General features: G+C 69.4%; 12 protein-coding genes. 2 read left to right on the top strand and 10 right to left on the bottom strand.

What is annotated here, in order from left to right; all coding sequences use genetic code 11:
- The 9 genes from ACFTZB_RS28585 to ACFTZB_RS28625 form a co-directional block, all read right to left on the bottom strand.
- Positions 1–1,841, bottom strand: a 1,841-nt coding sequence (locus ACFTZB_RS28585; RefSeq protein ID WP_378436423.1) for a hydantoinase B/oxoprolinase family protein, incomplete at its 3' end; no start/stop codon positions are given.
- Positions 1,838–3,940, bottom strand: coding sequence for a hydantoinase/oxoprolinase family protein (locus tag ACFTZB_RS28590; RefSeq protein ID WP_378436425.1), 2,103 nt, complete (start codon positions 3,938–3,940; stop codon positions 1,838–1,840). The genes ACFTZB_RS28585 and ACFTZB_RS28590, both read right to left, overlap by 4 nt.
- A 179-nt stretch (positions 3,941–4,119) precedes the next feature.
- The gene (locus ACFTZB_RS28595) at positions 4,120–4,776 is read right to left on the bottom strand and encodes a carbon monoxide dehydrogenase subunit G (RefSeq protein ID WP_378436427.1); all 657 of its coding nucleotides are present in this window, start codon (positions 4,774–4,776) and stop codon (positions 4,120–4,122) included.
- Positions 4,773–7,271, bottom strand: a complete 2,499-nt coding sequence (gene cutA / locus ACFTZB_RS28600; RefSeq protein WP_378436429.1) for an aerobic carbon-monoxide dehydrogenase large subunit — start codon at positions 7,269–7,271, stop codon at positions 4,773–4,775. Before cutA ends, ACFTZB_RS28595 begins: the two co-directional genes overlap by 4 nt.
- The gene (locus ACFTZB_RS28605; protein ID WP_378436431.1) at positions 7,268–7,918 is read right to left on the bottom strand and encodes a (2Fe-2S)-binding protein; all 651 of its coding nucleotides are present in this window, start codon (positions 7,916–7,918) and stop codon (positions 7,268–7,270) included. Before ACFTZB_RS28605 ends, cutA begins: the two co-directional genes overlap by 4 nt.
- Positions 7,915–8,826, bottom strand: a complete 912-nt coding sequence (locus ACFTZB_RS28610) for an FAD binding domain-containing protein (RefSeq protein ID WP_378436433.1) — start codon at positions 8,824–8,826, stop codon at positions 7,915–7,917. Before ACFTZB_RS28610 ends, ACFTZB_RS28605 begins: the two co-directional genes overlap by 4 nt.
- Positions 8,827–8,902: 76 nt before the next feature.
- On the bottom strand, positions 8,903–10,339 hold the full coding sequence (locus ACFTZB_RS28615) for a uracil-xanthine permease family protein (protein ID WP_378436435.1): 1,437 nt from the start codon (positions 10,337–10,339) through the stop codon (positions 8,903–8,905).
- Positions 10,340–10,503: 164 nt separating this feature from the next.
- On the bottom strand, positions 10,504–12,207 hold the full coding sequence (locus tag ACFTZB_RS28620; protein ID WP_378436437.1) for a PucR family transcriptional regulator: 1,704 nt from the start codon (positions 12,205–12,207) through the stop codon (positions 10,504–10,506).
- A 91-nt stretch (positions 12,208–12,298) separates the two neighbouring features.
- Positions 12,299–13,402, bottom strand: a complete 1,104-nt coding sequence (locus tag ACFTZB_RS28625; RefSeq protein ID WP_378436439.1) for an XdhC family protein — start codon at positions 13,400–13,402, stop codon at positions 12,299–12,301.
- A 183-nt stretch (positions 13,403–13,585) separates the two neighbouring features.
- On the opposite strand from ACFTZB_RS28625, the gene ACFTZB_RS28630 reads away from it, so the two are divergent.
- Positions 13,586–14,773, top strand: a complete 1,188-nt coding sequence (locus tag ACFTZB_RS28630) for a CaiB/BaiF CoA transferase family protein (RefSeq protein WP_378436441.1) — start codon at positions 13,586–13,588, stop codon at positions 14,771–14,773.
- Between the two features lie 22 nt (positions 14,774–14,795).
- Here ACFTZB_RS28630 and ACFTZB_RS28635 read toward each other — a convergent pair whose 3' ends face one another.
- Complete coding sequence (locus tag ACFTZB_RS28635) at positions 14,796–16,157, bottom strand: amidase (RefSeq protein WP_378436443.1); 1,362 nt, start codon at positions 16,155–16,157, stop codon at positions 14,796–14,798.
- 141 nt (positions 16,158–16,298) lie between these two features.
- On the opposite strand from ACFTZB_RS28635, the gene ACFTZB_RS28640 reads away from it, so the two are divergent.
- Positions 16,299–17,521, top strand: a 1,223-nt coding sequence (locus tag ACFTZB_RS28640) for an MFS transporter (RefSeq protein WP_378436445.1), incomplete at its 3' end; no start/stop codon positions are given.

The following is a 17,521-nucleotide window of genomic DNA, read 5'->3' on the forward strand; positions in this document are numbered from 1 at the left end:
TGCTCGCGCAGCGCCTCGGTGGCGTCGGCGTCCGCGACCGGTTCCCCGGTCGACGACGCCAGCACGACACCGTAGTCAAGGCGTGCGCCCTCGGCGGACACCTTGCCCCACAGCACGTCCCGGACGACTTCCTCGATCGGACGGTCGAGGGGGTCGCCCCAGCCGCCGCCACCGGTGGTGCGGATGCGCACCACCTCACCGGCCTTGATCGGTTCGGCGTCGGTCAGCGCGTCGAACTCCCGCTCGTTCGGGCCGCCCGGGTCGAGGACCACGGAGAAGGGCCGTCCGGCCTTGCCGCCCTTGACTCCCCAGCAGGAGAGGATCGAGCGGTCGGCGATGGACATGAAGTTCGCGTCCTTGAGCATCCGGATGTGCTTCTCGTAGCCGAGACCGCCGCGGTAGCGTCCGGCGCCGCCGGAGTCCTTCGCCAGGCCCAGCTTCTCGACGATGAACGGGAACCGGCTCTCGGTGAACTCGGTCGGCAGGTTCCGCGAGTCGGGAACGACGTGGATGGTGTCCTCACCGTCCGCGTAGTGCCGCCCCCCGGACCCGCCGCCGAGCACCTCCCGCATCAGGTACGAGTGCCCGTCGAAGTCCTCGCCGTACACCCCGGTGTAGCGGATGGTCTCCTGGTCGGCGGGCATGTTCCCGTCGACGGCCTTGGCGACGACGCCGGCGAGCACGCCGAGCAGTCGCAGGATCACGAACGTCCGGGCGTTGGTGGGCGCCGGGAAGATCGGGGTGATCAGCGTGCCCTTCTCCGGGAACTTCATCTCGATCAGCGGCACGACGCCCTCGTTGACGTCGAGTTCCGCCATCCGCTCGGGACTGTCCGCGAGGTTGCGCAGGATCGGTGCGAGCCACTTGATGAGGAAGTTGCCGTCGGCGTAGTCACCGCAGTGGTTGATCGGGCCCTTGGCCTGCGGTCCGGTGCCGTTGAAGTCGAGGATGAGGCGTTCGCCGCCCTCGTCCTCCGGTCCGGTCTTGGTGAGCGTGATCCGCTGGCGGTGCAGCATGGGCTCGTCGACGCCGTCGTGTTCGGCGTAGTCCTCCCACGTGTACTCGCCCTTGGGGATCTTGCTGAGGATCTCCCGCCGGTACGTTTCGGTGGTCGCGTCCATCATCGCGTCGAAGCAGGCCTCGACGGTGTCGCAGCCGTACCGCTCGAACAGTTCGGTGAGGCGACGGGCGCCCATCAGACAGGCCGAGCATTCGGCGTCGAGGTCGGCGGCCAGCGCGTCGGGCATCCGCGAGTTGCGGGTCATGATGCGCAGCGCGGCCTCGTTCGGCACCCCCTGATCCCACAGCTTGATCGGCGGGACCATCAGGCCCTCCTCGTACACCGTGGTCGCGCCGGACGGCATCGATCCCGGGCAGCAGCCGCCGATGTCGTCGTGGTGGCCGAACGCCTGCACGAACGCGACGACGGACGGTTCCGTCTCGCCCGGCCGGGTCGCGAACACCGGGACGGTGACGCAGAGGTCGGGGAGGTGGCCGATGCCGCCTTCGGACAGGTAGACGTCGTTGTGGAAGTAGACGTCGCCGGGCTTCATGGTGTCGAGCGGGAAGTCCCGCGCCACCGGATGCACGAGCGCCGAATACGAACGGCCCGTGAGCTTCCGGAGGTTGCGGTCGTGGATGCCGGCGCGGAAGTCGTGCGCGTCGCGGATCATCGGGGAGCGGGAGGTCCGCGAGATGGACGTCTCGACCTCCATCTCGACGCTGGCGAGGTAGCCGGCGACGATCTCCACCAGCACGGGGTCGGGGGTCGTGCCGTCGACCGGTGTCAGCCGGTAGGGCTTGGCCGCCTGCACTGCAACGGGTTCGGTGGTGACGGTCATCGGTTCGCTCCGTTCGAGTCGGCGATCTTGGTGATGCGGATGTTTCCGAAGGTGTCGATCCGCGCCCGGAAACCGGGGTGCACGGGAATGGTGGAGCTGAATTCCTCGATCACCGCGGGACCCTCGAGCACGTCGCCCGCGCCGAGCTTGGCCCGGTCGTAGACCTGGGTGGTGACCCACTCGTCGAAGTACGCCGGACGGGTGCCGGTCACGGCGGACTCCGCCCCGGTCCCGGCCGCGATCTCCTTCAGCGTCGGGCGCTTGATGGGGCCGATACCGCTGACGCGCAGGTTGACCCACTCGACGTGCTGGTGCGGGTCGCCGCGGAAGTCGTAGCCGTACAGCTCCGTGTGCGCCTGGTGGAACCGCTCCGCGGCCTCGTCCATCAGCTCCTGCGTGACGGGACCGTCCCCGACCGGCACCCGCACCTCGAACGCCTGGCCGAGGTAGCGGAGGTCGGCCGAGCGCGCGTACTTGCGCTCCGCCTCGCCGAACCCCTCGTCGGCGAGTGCGATTTCCGCCTCGGCGGCGAGCGCGTCCAGCCCCGACTGCAGGTCCTCGATCTTCAGCCGGTCGTGCCGGCAGACGTGGGTCTGCACGTAGTCGTTGCGGACGTCGACGGTGAGCAGCCCGAACGCGGACACGTTGCCCGGGTTCAGCGGGACGAGGACGTCCTTGAGCCCGAGAATGTCGACGAGCCTGCAGGCGAGCAGCGAACCGGAGCCGCCGAACGTCACCAGGGTGAAGTCGCGGACGTCGAGGCCGCGCTTGACCGTGATCTGCCGCAGCGCGTTGGCCTGGTTCCACGCGGACACCTCGAGGATGCCGGTGGCGCACGCCTCGAAGTCGAGCTTCAGCTGGTGGGCGAGCTGCTCGACGCCCTTGCGGGCCAGTTCGGTGTCGAGGGGGATCTCGCCGCCGAGCAGGTGGGGTGGGATGCGGCCGAGCAGCACGTGGGCGTCGGTGATGGTCGGCTCGCTGCCGCCCTTGCCGTAGCAGAGCGGTCCGGGGTCGGCGCCCGCCGACTGCGGTCCGACGCGCAGCGTGCCCTCGGGGGTCTGCCAGGCGATGGAGCCGCCGCCTGCGCCGACGGTGACGACGTCGATCATCGGGATCTTCGACGGGTACGCCCCCACCCGGCCCTCGGTGGTGAGTGCGGGCTCGCCGCGGACCACGACGGTGACGTCGGTCGACGTTCCGCCGCCGTCACACGTGAGGACCTGCTCGACACCCGCGACGCTGGCGATGAGCGCCGCACCGAGCGCGCCGGCCGCCGGGCCGGACAGCACGGTCGTGATCGGCTGGTGCACGACCTCCTTCGCGGAGAGCACGCCGCCGTTGGACTTCATCACGTAGAACGGGATGTCGCGGGCCTCGCCCTCGTCGGAGGAGAATTCGCGCAGCCGGTTCGCGATGTTGTTGACGTAGTTCCGGATGTTCGGCTTCACGGCCGCGTCGACGAGCGTGGTGATGGACCGCTCGTATTCGCGGTATTCGCGCAGCACCTGGCTGGAGATGCTCACCGTGGCCTCGGGGTATTCCTCGAGCAGGATGTCGCGCACACGCGTCTCGTGGCTCGGGTCGGCGTAGGAGTGCATGAGGCACACGCCGATGGTGCGGATGCCGCGCTCGGCGAAGAAGCGCGCGGCCGCGCGGACGTCGTCCTCGACGAGGGGGCGGATCTCGCTGCCGTCGAACGCGAGCCGGCCGCCGATGGTGCGGACGCGGTCGGCGGGGACGATGCGGTCGGGCTTGACCCAGAAGTAGGAGTTGCCGTAGCCGTCGGGGACGGACTGGCGGGCGATCTCGAGGACGTGCTCGTACCCCTCGGTGGTGATGAACCCGAGGTTCTCGACCTTGCCTTCGAGGAGTTTGTTGGTGGCGACGGTGGTGCCGTGGCTGACGGCGCCGATCGCGTCGCCGGTCTCGCCGAGCTTGGCGAGCACCTTCTCGATTCCGGTGAGGAATCCCTGCGCCGGGTCGGCGGGCGTCGAGGGTGTCTTGGTGGTGACGACGGCTCCGGACTCCTCGTCCACAGCCACGACGTCGGTGAATGTTCCGCCGGTGTCGATACCGACCCGAATCTTCCTGGATTCCACGATTCCTCCTGGGCTCGTCTCTGTAAGGCAATTGCACCGTTTCCGCCGCCCGGTTTCTTTGTCACATATCGCCGAACTCGGCGGTCCTCGTTCGGCGCTGCCCGCGATCGGAGGGCCCGGACAGACGACAGCACCCCGAACCGGGCGGTTCGGGGTGCTGTGTCGAGGGTGTGCGCGGGCTATTTCGAGCAGGCGCCCCGCACGAGGATGCCGCCGACGAGGACACCGGCGAGGGCGATGCCGGCGCCCAGTGCGGCCGACGCGAGAACAGTTGCCGTGGACGCCGCCTCGGGTGCCCGCAGCCGGGCCGCGGCCACCGTGGGGACCGGGGCAGCTTCCGCGACGCCGGCGACCGCCGGCACCTCGCCGGAAGCGGCGGCGACCTCGGCCGCCGGGATGCCGTTGGCGATGACGCCGTCGATGCCCTTGAAGAACACCCCGGCCATCTTCTTCGCGACGCCGGTGATCATCCGCTGCCCGACGCCGCCGACCATGCCGCCGACGACGGCGTCCGCATCGTAGCTGAGCAGGGTGCCGCCGTCGCGTTCCTCGAGCCGCACGGTCACGTCGGCCTTGACGGTGCCGGGCGCACCGGCACCGGACGCCGTCATCACGAACGACTGGGGCCGATTCTGCTGCGACAGAATCACTTCGCCGTCATAGGTGCCCTTGATGGACGCGACGCCCGCGGTGATGGACAGCTTGTAATGGTTGTCGCTGACCTGCTCGAGGGACTGCACCCCGGGAATGGTGGCCGCGAGGACCTTTCCGTCCTGCAGGTTGTCGTACACGGCCTCCGGCGGTGCGGTCAGTAGGGCGGTGCCTGCGATTCTCATTCGTTCTCCTTGCTCTGTGACGACGCGTGCGCGAGGCGAAGCTCGAACAACTCCGAGGGGGATATCGGCATGGATGTGATCGGGATGCCTTCCGCGTCCTCGATCGCGGCGGCGATGACGGCGGACGTCGGGATCACGCCCGCCTCGCCCGCCCCCTTCATGCCGAGGGGGTTGAGACCGGACGGGGTGACGGTGTGGTCCATCTCGAGCGAGTCGGGCATCTCGGTGACGAACGGCATCAGGAAGTCCATGTACGACGCGTTCAGCATCTGGCCGTGCTCGTCGTAGACGATCTTCTCGTACAAAGCGCCGCCGACCCCCTGCGCGACCGCGCCCATGACCTGGCCCTCGACGATCCGCGGGTTGATCACGTTGCCGCAGTCGTGGATGACGGCGTACCGCCGGACGTGGATCTCCGCCGTCACCGGATCGGTTTCGACGATCGCCGCGTGCACGCCCGACGCGAACGTCGACGTCGGCGGCGAGTAGTAGCCGGTGGCCTCGAGCCCGGGTTGTTCACCTTCGCGGACCGGCGGAATCGTCATGTCCGTGTCGGCTTTCGCGAACCCGGTGGCCTGCCGCGACGCGTCGTCGAACGCGTAGCGCAGCGGGTTCGACAGCACGGCGACCACACCCAGCGAGATGGACGTGCCCTCGGCGCCGGGCAGTGTGCCGATCTTGCACACGTGCCCGCCGCGAAGTTCCAATTCGCCGGGATCGAGGTTCAGCGCGTCCCCGGCGATCTTGCGGGCCTTCTCCGCGACCATCTGCGCGGCCACGTGGAACGCCGACCCGGACATCACGGCGCCGCGGGACGCGAACGTGCCGACGGCGTAACCGAATCGGCGGGTGTCGCCGGTGACGATCTCCACGTCGGTGACCGGCACGCCGAGGTCGTCCGCGACGATTTGCGCGAACGCCGTCTGGTGGCCCTGCCCCTGAGTGGTCAGACCCGTTGCGGCCTTCACCTTCCCGGACGTCTCGACGAGGACGTGGGCGCCCTCGTACGGGCCCGGCCCGGTTCCCTCCACGTAGGCGCCGATCCCGATGCCCACGGACCGGCCCTCGGCCTTCGCCTGCTTCTTGTACTCGGCGAACCCGTCCCAGTCGATGAGCTTCTTGAGCTTGTCGATCCCGGCCTGGTAGTTGCCGGTGTCGTAGATCAGCGGGCGGCCGTCCTGGAACGTGAGGTGGAAGTCGTACGGCATCTCCTCGGGCCGGATGAAGTTGTGCTCGCGGACCTCGATGACGTCCTTTCCGAGATACTTCGCGATCGCGTCCATCGCCCGTTCCATCGCGAACACGGCCTGCGGTCGGCCGGCGCCGCGGTAGGGCGTGACGATGACGGTGTTCGTGTACAGCGAGTACGCGTCCACCCGGAACGATTTCGGCTTGTACGGCCCGAGCACCTGCGTCGATGTGTTCAGCATGACGATGATGCCGTACGGCAGGTAGGCGCCGTTGTCGTGCCAGAACGTGAAGTCGAACGCGAGGAGGGTGCCGTCGTCGTCGAATCCGACCGTCACCTCCTGGATCTGGCCGCGTTCGTGCGCGCTCGACACGAAGTGCTCACGACGGTCCTCGACCCATTTGACCTCGCTGGAGATGCCGGCCGTCCCGAGCTGCCGCGCGGCCCAGGTGACCATGACCTCCTCCGGCCACGGGTGGACGATCTTGACGCCGAAGCCGCCGCCGACGTCGGGGGCGATGCAGTGGACCTTGTTGTGCGCCATCTTCAGCCGGGCCGCGATCGCGGCGCGGGCCGACGTCGACGTCTGAGTCGACGTCCAGAACGTGAGCGCCTGCTCGTCGGTGTCCCAGCGCGCGTAGACGCCCTTGCCTTCCATCGGCATCGACGCCGACCGCTCGATCTCGAGGTTCAGCGTGAGCCGGTGCGGTGCGTTCGCCAGTTCCGCGTCCACATCGCCGAATCCGTGCTGCAGGTGCGCCGCGACGTTGTCGGGGACGTCGGCGTGCACGGCGTTGTCCGCCTGCCGCGCCACGTCGATGCCCACGACCGGCGGGAGCATGTCGTACGTGACGTCGATCTTGGCGCACGCGTCCTCGGCGATGTACCGGCTGTCGGCGACGACCATCGCGATCGCCTCACCAACGTGGTTCACCTCGTCCTTGGCGAGCGGATATCCGTTGCGCGGGGCGGTGATCGCCGGGTGCGGGATCAGGAGGGGCAGGTTCTCGGCCATCTCCGGGGAGTCGTCGACGAGGTCGTCGTACGTGTAGATCGCGTGCACGCCGGGCAGATCCAGGGCGGCGTCGATGTCGATCCCGGTGATCCGAGCATGCGCGTGCGGTGACCGGACGAACGCGGCGATGAGCGCGTTGTGGCCCAGATCGTCGAGGTAGCGGCCGTTGCCGGACAGGAGCCGGGCGTCCTCCGTGCGGGGAATCGGTTTGCCGAACAACTTCTCCGACGCGGCGGGCGCGTCGGCACCCTTGGTGGACGCGGGCTCGGTGCGGGGTTTCGTGACGCTCATGCTCGCCCTGTCCTTCCGCCGACGGGGTTGGTCGTGCCCCGGACCTTCGGGTCGAGCGAGGCCCGCGACGACTCGTCGTCCTTGCCGAGCGGGAACTCGCCCGACCGCTCCCGCTTGATCTCCGCGGCGCGCAGCACGGCCGCCCGGATGTTCTGGTATCCGGTGCACCGGCAGAGGTTGCCCGCGATCGCGTCGGTGGCCTCCTCGCGGGTGGGCGAATCGTTCTCCTCGAGGAACGCCGCGATGGTCGTGACGAAGCCGGGCGTGCAGAAGCCGCACTGCAGCCCGTGGCAGTCGATGAACGCCTGCTGCACCGGGTGCAGGGTGCCGTCGGGTTCGACGAGACCCTCGACGGTGGTGACCTCCCGGCCCTCGAGGCTCGCCGCGAGCACCAGGCACGACCGCACCGGCTTGCCGTCGAGCAGCACGGTGCACGCGCCGCACACGCCGTGCTCGCAGCCGACGTGGGTTCCCGTCTGGCGTAGATGGTGCCGGATCGCGTCGGACGCGAGCGTCCGCGACGGCAGCAGCACCGTCTGCGTCACCGCGTTGAGCGTGAACGTCACCGCGACGTGCTGTTCGCCCGTCTCCTCCTGTAGCTCGGCGAGTTGCTCGTCGATGCTGGTCGTTGCCTTTGCCATGGTCATCTTCCTCCCGCCGACGCGTGCACGGCGGCACCGTCGAGTACTGCATCCTGCGCGGCCGCGAATCCGACCCGTGTAGTCAGGGCCGCCACCAGTTGCGACCGGTACCGCGCCGTGGCGTGGATGTCGGGTTCGGTGTCGATCCGTTCCCGCGCGAACTCGGACAGATTCCGCCACAACGAATCCCGGTCGTCCGTCGCGGACGCGCCCCGGAGGATGTCCGTGTAGTCGACGACCTCACCGAGTTCGCCGGCCGACACGTACGTCATCCGGGCCTCGGCCACCGCGCCGTCCTCGACCCGCACCTGCGCCGCGACGCCGACGAGCGCGTAGTCGCCGTGCCTGCGGGCGATCTCGTCGATCGCCGTCCCGACACCGGGCTCGGCCGCCGGGACCGTGACACTGGTCGCGATCTCGTCCGCCTCGAGGGTGCTTTCGAGCGGCCCGGCGAACAGGTCGGTCGAGCGGATCTCCCGGACCCCGCGAACGGAACGCACGGTGATCAAGCCCCCGAGCAGCGCGAGCACGGCCGGCATCTCCGCGGACGGGTCCGCGTGCACGATGGACCCGACCGTCGTGCCGCGGTTGCGGATGGTCGGGTGCGCGACGAGACGCAGCCCGCGGCCGAGCAGCGGCTGCACCTGTGCGGCGCCGCGGTCGGCTTCCAGCATCGAGTGCGTGGTCAGTGCGTCGAACGTGACACCGAGGTCGCGTGACGCCGACACCGCGTCCAGCCGGGGGATCGATCCGATGTCGACGAGGTGCGCCGGCGCGGCCAGCCGCATCGACAGCAACGGGACCAGCGACTGCCCGCCCGCGAGCACTTTTCCCTCGTGAGCCACGTCCGCGAGGATCTGACAGGCCTCGTCGATCGACCGAGGTCGGTGATAAGTCAGTGGCGACGGTTTCATTCCTCAGATCCTGCCCGTATCGTACGCTCGACGTTTCGTGAACTAGTGACAAAACTCACGTCCCACCGATGGCAGATCACGTGAACTGACCGACCCGGTCCGGGACCGTTCCGTCGTCCGCGGTCGGCTTCGGGTGGTGACGGCCGGCGCCTGGACCGTCCGCGTCCTCGGCGTCCTTCGGGGCGATGAGACGGCACAGGTGGTACATGCCGATCACCACGATCGTGCCGAGCGCGATGCCGCTGAGGGAGAAGCTGTCGCTGAACGTCAACTCCACGTCACCGATCGCGATGATCAGGCCCGCGGCAATGGGCATCAGATTGAGCGGGTTGCCGAAGTCGACGCCGTTCTCCTTCCAGATCTTCGCCCCGAGCAGGCCGATGATCCCGTAGAGCACCACCGTGATTCCGCCCAGCACGCCGCCGGGGGTCGCGGAGATGACGGCGCCGAACTTGGGGGAGAAGCCGAGCAGCATCGCGATCGCACCGGCCGCGGCGTACGCGGCGGTGGAGTACACCTTCGTCGCGGCCATGACGCCGATGTTCTCCGCGTACGTCGTCGTCGGGGATCCGCCGACGCTGGTCGCGATGGTGGTGGCCAGGCCGTCGCCGATGAGGGCGCGTCCCATCATCGGGTCGAGGTCGGTCTTGGTGATCTCGGCGACGGCCTTGACGTGTCCGGCGTTCTCCGCGATCAGGGCGATCACACCGGGCAGCACGAGGACGATGAACGTGAGACTGAACGACGGCGCGTGGATGCCGACGATGCCGTTCGCCTCGTCGGAGAACGGCGGAAGCCCGATCCACGACGCGGAGGAGACGCCGTCCCAATTGACGCGGAAGTGCTCGGTGACTGCGCCGGCGACCGGGTCGTACGACGTGATCATGCCGGTCGTCACGTCGAGCACCCACGACAGCACGTACCCGAACAGCAGGGTCAGGAAGATCGCGACCCGGCCGAGGAACCCGCGGAGCGCGACGCTCGCCACCACCAGCACGACCATCACGGTCAGCGCGACCCACTGGTCCTGGGGCCAGTACGTACCGGCCACGACCGGGGCCAGGTTGAACCCGATCAGCATGACGACGGCGCCGGTGACCACGGGCGGCAGGATCTTGAACACCACCCCGCCGCCGAGGAAGTGGATCAGCACGCCGATCCCGGCGAGCACGAGGCCGGACACGAGGATCGCCCCCGTCACCTGCGCGGACGTGCCGCCCTGGGCGCGGATGGCGGCGATGCCGCCGACGAATGCGGCCGACGTCCCCAGGTAGCTGGGAATGCGGCCCTTGACGACCAGCAGGAAGAAGAGGGTACAGAAACCCGACAACATCACGGCCAGTTGAGGATTGAGGCCCATGATGATCGGGAAGACGAACGTGGCCCCGAACATCGAGACCACGTGCTGCCCGCCGAGCCCGATCGTGCGACCCCAGCTCAGCCGTTCACTCGGGGCGACGACCTCACCGGGCGCGATGGTCTTGCCATCTCCGTGCAATGTCCAGATAGGCATAGGGGGACCTTTCAGACAGGTGACGGTGCAAGGGTGCCGGCGGCCGGCTTCGCTGATGTGCCGCATGTCACAGTTGCACCTCGATAGGAGGGCAACGTTATTACAGCGTCAGCCACCCGGCGTGAGAAGAATCTGCCAGCGCGTGTCCGGCGAAATTGGCAACTTTAGGAATTGATGCCGCGCATCGCCATGATCTTGAGGGCGAGCGACAGGTCGAGACGCAATTCGGGGTGATCGGTGAACGACCCGAGCATCTTCTCGAGCTTCACCACCCGGTACCGCAGGGTGTTGTAGTGAAAGTGGAGTTGACGTGCGGTTTCGGCGATGTTGATGTTCGTGGCGAGCAGCACCTCGAGGGTGCGCCGCATGTCCTGCGCCTCGGGGGTGTCGGCCGTCAGTTCGCGCAGCGTCTCGCTCGCGAACGATTCGAGTTCGCGGTCGTCCTCGACGAGGCTCAGCAGCCGGTACACGCCGAGGTCGTCGAAATGCGTCACCGCCCAGGCGCCGGTGATCTGCCGCCCCACCTTCAGCGCGGTCCGGGCCTGGCCGTACAGGGCCGGGATGCCGTCCACCGTGTCCGTCGGCCGGGACACCCCTACCCCGAACGCCCGGCGACCACCGCCGCCGGCACCGCGCACGGTGGCGACGAGTTCGTGGACGAGGTTCATCGTGTCGGTGCCGACACCCATCAGGATCACCGTCTCCGTCGCCAGTGCGGTGACGGCGGCACCGGTGTCGCGGCCCGCGACGGCGCTGGTGAACGCCCGGGCCTGGCGCTCGACGAGCGGCATCCGGGTCGGCATCGACGGTTCGTCCTCGCCGACCGGGTCGGGTTCGATCACCACGACGACCACCGGCCGGTCCAGGTCCCAGCCGAACGTTTTCGCGTGCGCGACCACGTGCTCGTGCTCGCCGCCGCGGCCGAGCAGCAGGTCGCGCACGAAGTTCGCGCGGTGCTTCTCCTCCACCGAGGAGACGACCAGTTCGCGGGCAACCACCAGGGCGCACACCGCCGCCGCCTGCTCGACGAGATACAGGTCCTCGCTGCGCAGCGGGTGCCCGGTGGTGAAGTGCACCAGCCGCCCGTGATCGATGCCGTTGGCCGAAATCGCTGAGACGGCGATGAACTCGTCGCCCAGCCGGTGCAGGCCGAGCCCGCCCTCCGTCGAATCGGTGCGGACCCGTCCGGTGGAGTCGAGCGCCGCACTCGCCGCCAGCCGGCGCAGTTCCGACTCGTCGCCCGCCCGGCACAACTGGCGTCCGTCGGGTGTCGTGATCAGCACCGCCCCGCCCAGTTCACGAGCGACGGCGACGGACAGTTCGGCGAACCCACCGCCCGCCATCACGACGTCGACGAGCACCCGCCGCAACCGGTCCGCCTCGAACACGGCGTCGACCTGCCGGGCCGACGACTCCGCGAGAGCAGCGGCCAGCGGATGTGCCTGCGAATACAGCTCCGCGACCACGACGACGGGAAACCCGAGTTCGTCGGCCGCATCGGACATCTCGGCCGGCAGCGGTGCGGTGGGGTCGTCCAGGCGGACGGCGAGCCCCGAGACGCCCCGCCGGTCGAGCCGGGCGAGAAACGCGTCGAACGGTTCGACCAGCCGGCCGAGAACCGCGGTCGTGGTGATCAGCAACTGCCCGGTCCGGAGCCACGGCCCGATGTCCGGCACCGCCATCACGGCGATGTTCGACACCTCACGCGAGGTGCCGCCCTGGCCGCCGACGAGGGTCGGGGAGACGAGCAGATCGGACGTCAGCACGTCGGCGAGCGGTTGCGGCGCAATGCCCGGACCAGGCCCGTTGCCGGAGTCGGCGGCTGCGCGGAACCCGGGAGCGGAACCACCGGCATCCCTCGTCGTCACTGCAACACCCTGCTCACCTGATCCGACTCTCGCCCCGGACGGCGCGAAAGCCTGACCTTAAGTCGCGATCCGAATACCCGTCAAACGTCACTCAGGCGGTGCACTCGAGCGGCCGGCCGGTGCCCGCGGGCGCGTCGCGGTGGATCGGTCCGCTGAGCTGCTGGAGCTCGAGGCCCGACGCCCGCCGGGTCGTCTTCATCATCTCGGCGAGGATCGACACCGCCGTCTCCTCGGGGGTGCGGGCGCCCAGGTCGAGGCCGATCGGTGAATGCAACCGCGCCAGCTCCGCCGCGGTCGTCCCCTGTTCGCGCAGCAACGTGACCCGGCGGTCGTGCGTGGCCCGGCTGCCCATCGCGCCGATGTACGCCGCGTCCGATCGCAGGGCCAGTTCCAGCAGCGGGATGTCGAATTTTTCGTCGTGGGTGAGCACGGCCAGCACGGTCCGGCGGTCGACCGGCGCGGTCTCGAGGAAGCGGTGCGGCCACATCACGACGACGTCGTCGGCGTCCGGGAACCGGGCGCGCGTCGCGAACACGGCGCGGGCGTCGATCACCGTGACGTGGTAGCCGGCGAACGCGCCCAGCGTGCACATGGCGGCGGCGAAGTCGATGGCGCCGAAGATGTACATCCGTGGCCTGGGCGCGAACATCTCGACCATGCACACCGTCTCCGACTGCAGCTGATACACCAGCGACTCACCGGCATCGAGCCGCCGGCGGACGTTCTCGATATCGACGCCGGGCAGCTCGAGGTCACCGGACGGCCCGTCGCCGGTGATCACGCAGCGCCGGGTCCGCGATCCGTCGCCGGTCTCCGTCACGACGGCGACCGATTCGCCGCCGCGGATGCGCCGCGCCACATCCGCGAAACCCGGGAAGTCCTGCCGCCCGATGCGCTGGACGAACACCTCGATGGTGCCGCCACATGTCAGTCCGACGCCGATCGCGTCGTCGTCGGCCACACAGAACACCTCGGTGCGGCTCCGTCCGTCGGCCAGCACGTCCCGCGCCGTCTCGTACAGCGCGCTCTCGACGCACCCACCGGACACACTGCCGAGCACCTCGCCGGATTCCGATACGGCCATCGCCGCGCCCGGCGCCCGCGGCGACGACTTCCAGGTGCGCACCACGGTCGCGAGCGCGAACGTCTCGTCGCGGTCGAACCACGCTTCCAGGCCCGTCAGGATGTCGCGCATCGTCTCGTACTCCTCGGGTGCTTCGTCGGGTAGCTCACGCTAACCGGCGGCGACCGGCCGTCGCGGCACACATTGCGCCGAAATCCCCAGCGGCCGCTTGTGCATTCTCGCCATCGCTATCGACCGGCGAGTCCGCAATTCTCGGACGGTCCCCTTTCCTTCACAGAGAACCGAGGATCCACCATGAACCAGTTGCTCAGCGGTATCCGGGTCCTCGACCTCACGCGGGCCCTCGCCGGACCGCTGTGCACGGCACTGCTGTCGGACTTCGGCGCCGACATCATCAAGGTCGAGACCCGTTCCGGCGGCGACAGTTCGCGGCAGTGGCCGCCGTTCGACGGCAGCGACAGCCTCTACTTCACCTCCGTCAACCGCGGCAAACGTTCCGTCGCCCTCGACATGCGTAGCGAACAGGGCCGGAAACTGCTGCGCCGCATCGCCGTCGGCGTGGACGTCATCGTGGAGAACTTCCGCCCCGGCGTCCTCGCGGAGATGGGACTCGACCAGGAGTCGCTCGCCGAGGACAACCCCGGTGTGATCGTCATGAGCGTCAGCGGTTTCGGGCCGACCGGACCCGAGCAGTTCTCACCGGGCCTCGATCAGGTGGCGCAGGGCATGTCGGGGCTGATGTCGGTGACCGGCGCCGACGACCACACGCCGATGCGCGTCGGGATCCCGATCATCGACACGGTGTCCGGTATCTATGCGGCGCTGGGCATCACGGCGGCACTCGTGGCCCGGGGGCGGGACGGTGCGGGTCATCACGTGCAGACGTCCCTGCTCGAATCGGCGCTGTCGATCATGTCGTTCCAGGCCCAGGACTATCTGAGCACCGGACGCGTCGCGGAACCGAACGGCAACACGCACCCCACGATCACGCCGTACGGCACGTTCGACACCGCCGACTTCCCGATCATCATCGCGACCGGTTCGGACCGGCACTGGGACTCGCTGTGCCAGGTTCTCGGAGATCCCGCCCTCGCCGAACGGCCCGAATACCGCACCGGCCAGTCACGACTCGCGCACCGGGACCAGCTCACCAAGGAACTTCTCGAACTGCTGTCCGTGCGGCCGGCCGCCGAATGGGTGACGCTGATTCGCGCGGCGGGCATCCCGTGCGGTCCCGTCCACACGATCGATCAGGCGTTCGCCGACCCGCAGGTGCAGGCCCTGAAGATGGTGCAGGCCGTGGCCACCCCGGACGGCGGTGAGGTGCCGCTGGTCCGGGGTCCGTTCTGGGTCGACGACGAAACCCTGCCGATCCGGAACGCGCCGCCGATGGTGCTGGGGCAGGACACGGCGGAGGTGCTGGGCGAATTCGGGTTGAGCGAAGCAGACATCGAGGGTCTGCGTCGCGACCGGGTGATCTGAGGTCACGCGGGTCGTGGCCGCCTCACAACCGGGCGGCCACGGCCAGTGCGACGTGCTCGCACCACGGCCGCGCGACCACCTGCACGCCGATCGGCAACCCGGACCGGGTGTTTCCCACCGGGACGACGACGGACGGCAGGCCCGTCACACTGATCGCGCGGCAACTCGCCAGGGCCTGAGCCCAGGTCAGCGACTGCCCGCCGACGTCGAACAGTTCTTGGCCGAGCGGGGGCGCCGGAATCGAGGCGACGGGGAGGATCAGGACGTCCCCCATCTCGCCGAGCAACCGGTGCACCAGTTCCGATCGCCGCGCCCACAGCCGCTCGACCTCGCGCCGGTCCACGTCCCGTGCGTCGGCGAGCATCGCCGCGATGTTCGTCCCGAAGCCGGTGCCGAGTTCTTCGATGTCGGTGTGGGTTTCGACGGACCGCAACGTCCCGAACAGATCGTTCCCCTCCGACAGCGCTCCACCCGCGTACCGGCGGGCGCCGAGTTGCCGGGCGACACCGGCGACGGCCCCGACGATCTCCGCGTCTACCGGGACGGTCCCCTCGCCGGGCGCCCACGTGACGTCGAGACGTGAGAGGTCCACCGCGCCGGGGTCGGTCCACCGGTAGTGCCGGGACGAGAGCACCCGCAGCACGAGGGCGGCGTCGTCCAGCGTCCGCGCCATCGGACCGATCGTCTGCAGCGTGCCGTGCATGGTCGCCGGATTGGTCAGCAGGTGATCGCCCGAGAGGACGCCGGGATACTGGCCGTCGGGGTCGACCCGGCCGACGGTCGGGCGCACCGACCGCAGTCCCGTGCAGTGCGCGGGCCAGCGCACCGAACCGCCGAAGTCGGTGCCGAGACCGACCACGCTCATCCCGGACGCGATCGCCGCCGCCTCGCCGCCGCTCGAACCGCCGGGCGAGCGGGGTACGCCGTCGGGCCGGAGCGGGTTCACGGTGTACCCGAACAGGTCGTTGTGCGTGAGGCCGCTCGCGCCGAACTCCGGGGTGTTCGTCTTGCCGACGAGGATCGCGCCGGCCGCCCTCATCGCGGCCACCGCGGGGGCGTCGACAGAAGGCACGTTGTGCTCGAGCGCCCGCGATCCCGCCGTCGTCCGGACACCCGCGGTCGCGATCAGGTCCTTCACCGTGAACGGGACCCCGGCCAGCGGACCGACGTCCTCACCTCGGGCGATCCGGATGTCGAGGTGGTCGGCGGCCCGGATCGCCTGGTCCTCGGCGACGGTGACGACGGCGTTCAGCTCCGGGTTCCGGGCCTTGATGTGCGCGAGGTGGTCGTCGAGCACCTGGCTCGCGGACACCTCGCGGCCGGTCACGGCGCGGGCGATCGCGTGCGCGTCCGAGCCGACCCAGCTGCCGTCGTTACCCCACACATGTCCTCCTCGGCTCGTGCTCAGGGTCGACGCTAGAGGCCCCCGGGCCCGCCGCACACGGCCAGTGTGCACAGGAATACGGGGCCCGACCTGTGAAGAGTTGATACTTCGCCGCGCTACCGGTTCTGGGAGGATCGGATGATGCTCTCGCCCTGGGTCCGCCTTGCCGTCGCGCTGTTCGCGGTCAGCTGGGGAGCCAACCAGTTCGCCCCGATGCAGCTGGTCTACCGCGAGCATCTCGGGCTCGGGAGCGGTTCGTTCACCGCGATGCTCGCGTCGTATGTCGTCGGGCTGATCCCTGCGCTGCTGTACTTCGGGCGCGTGTCCGACCGGTTCGGCCGGCGAGCGGTGATCCGTCCGATGATCCCCGTCGGCATCGTCTCCTCCCTCGTCCTGATCGCGGGCGCCGCCGTCCCCGACCTGCTCTACCTGGGCCGGGTGCTGGCCGGACTCGCGTCCGGCATGGCGTTCGGCGCCGGCACCGCCTGGATGAAGGAACTCAGCTCCACCGCGGCCGCCGGGGCGGGTGCACGCCGCGCCGCCATGTCGCTGTCCGCGGGATTCGGCTGCGGAGCGCTGTTCGCCGGCGTGATCGCGCAGTGGCTCCCCGCGCCGGAACTGCTCCCGTATCTGGTGCACATCGTGTTGATGGTCGGTGCCCTGGCACTGGTGTGGTCGGTGCCCGATGCGCGGGTCCGCGCGACGGACCTCGTCGCCAAGCCCCTGTCGGCGCTCGCGACCTCACGGTTCCGGTGGGGCATCGCGCCGTGGGCGCCGTGGGTATTCGGGGTGGCGACCGTGTCGTTCGCGACGCTGCCGCCGCTCGTGTCCGAGTCGCTGCGCTCCACCTCGGTGGCGTTCACCGGTCTCGTCGCGGCACTGACCCTGATCACCGGGGCGATGATCCAGCCGTGGGCCAAACGGTGGTCGCAGCAGGACGACGCCACCGGGATTTACGTCGGCATCGTGCTCGGGGTGCTGGGTTTCGGCGCCGCGACCGTGGTCGCGTATGCGCACGGTGCGCTGCCGGTGGTCGCGATCGTCGTCGCGGCCCTCCTCCTCGGATCCTGCTACGGGATCCTGCTCGGGTCCGGTCTCGCGTCCGTCGAGAAGCTGTCGCCGGAAGACGAACTCGCGCAGACGGTGGCGGTGTTCTACTGCCTGATCTACGTCGGCTTCGCCGTTCCGTTCGTCATCTCACTCCTCGCCCCGCACGTCGGCTACGCCGCCTGCTTCGCGGGGGCGGCGCTGCTGATGCTGGCGTCCGTGGCCGTGGGCCGCAAGGCGAAGGATCCGCACCTCACCCCCAGGGGAGTGGCAAAGTGTGCCCGGGCCCCCATTGCCACCACCCAGGGATCAGCGGG

It is taken from the genome of Rhodococcus sp. NPDC057014, from assembly GCF_042673295.1.
Classification (GTDB): domain Bacteria; phylum Actinomycetota; class Actinomycetes; order Mycobacteriales; family Mycobacteriaceae; genus Rhodococcus_F.

What these genes read in the sequence shown, in the direction of transcription:
- ACFTZB_RS28605 (WP_378436431.1), bottom strand. Translation starts at nt 7,918, where the DNA reads ATGACCATGGCAAAGGCAACGACCAGCATCGACGAGCAACTCGCCGAG.
- ACFTZB_RS28595 (WP_378436427.1), bottom strand. Translation starts at nt 4,776, where the DNA reads ATGAGAATCGCAGGCACCGCCCTACTGACCGCACCGCCGGAGGCCGTG.
- ACFTZB_RS28615 (WP_378436435.1), bottom strand. Translation starts at nt 10,339, where the DNA reads ATGCCTATCTGGACATTGCACGGAGATGGCAAGACCATCGCGCCCGGT.
- ACFTZB_RS28610 (WP_378436433.1), bottom strand. Translation starts at nt 8,826, where the DNA reads ATGAAACCGTCGCCACTGACTTATCACCGACCTCGGTCGATCGACGAG.
- cutA (WP_378436429.1), bottom strand. Translation starts at nt 7,271, where the DNA reads ATGAGCGTCACGAAACCCCGCACCGAGCCCGCGTCCACCAAGGGTGCC.
- ACFTZB_RS28625 (WP_378436439.1), bottom strand. Translation starts at nt 13,402, where the DNA reads ATGCGCGACATCCTGACGGGCCTGGAAGCGTGGTTCGACCGCGACGAG.
- ACFTZB_RS28630 (WP_378436441.1), top strand. Translation starts at nt 13,586, where the DNA reads ATGAACCAGTTGCTCAGCGGTATCCGGGTCCTCGACCTCACGCGGGCC.